This window comes from Alkalihalophilus lindianensis (genome assembly GCF_032843265.1).
In the GTDB taxonomy this organism is placed as follows: Bacteria; Bacillota; Bacilli; order Bacillales; family Bacillaceae_D; genus Alkalihalophilus; species Alkalihalophilus lindianensis.
Window position 1 is genome coordinate 1 of sequence record NZ_JAWJBA010000034.1, and the last position, 528, is coordinate 528.

The 528-nt window shown below is 36.7% G+C and carries 1 rRNA gene; it reads right to left on the reverse strand.

The window, feature by feature from the left end:
* Positions 1-451: 451 nt before the first annotated feature.
* Positions 452-528: ribosomal RNA gene (gene rrf / locus RYX56_RS26255) — 5S ribosomal RNA — on the reverse strand; the annotation flags it as partial.

A 528-nucleotide genomic window follows, 5' to 3' on the forward strand; every position in this document is an offset into this window, starting at 1 on the left:
ATCATGTATCTCTATTTCGCTTGGCTTTTGTTCAGTTTTCAAAGAACTTTTTCGTTTGTCGTTGTTAGCGACTTTATCATCTTATCAAATCAAGATTTTAAAGTCAACAACTTTTTTGAAATAATTTCTTGTTGCTGTTTGTCTTTCTTGGCAACAGAGATTACTTTACCAGTTATTTTGACAATCGTCAACACTTTTCATAGATTTTTTATTTTGAATTTCCCTACAAAGGAACAGTCACTCAAAAGCTTTAGATATAGTTTTAAAAAATAATAACTGGATCGTTCGGGCTTCAAGCAGTAATTCTCTCTTTCTCTTCTATAATATTGAAGCTTCAAACGTCTCGTCTCGTTCTACGGTTCTTGAGTGAAACACTCCTCTAAGAAGAAAACCATGAAGTGGCATACATATACAAATTAAAAAGCACAACCCGATTGGATTGTGCTTTATCGCCTGGCAACGTCCTACTCTCACAGGGGGAAGCCCCCAACTACCATCGGCGCAAAAGAGCTTAACGACCGTGTTCGG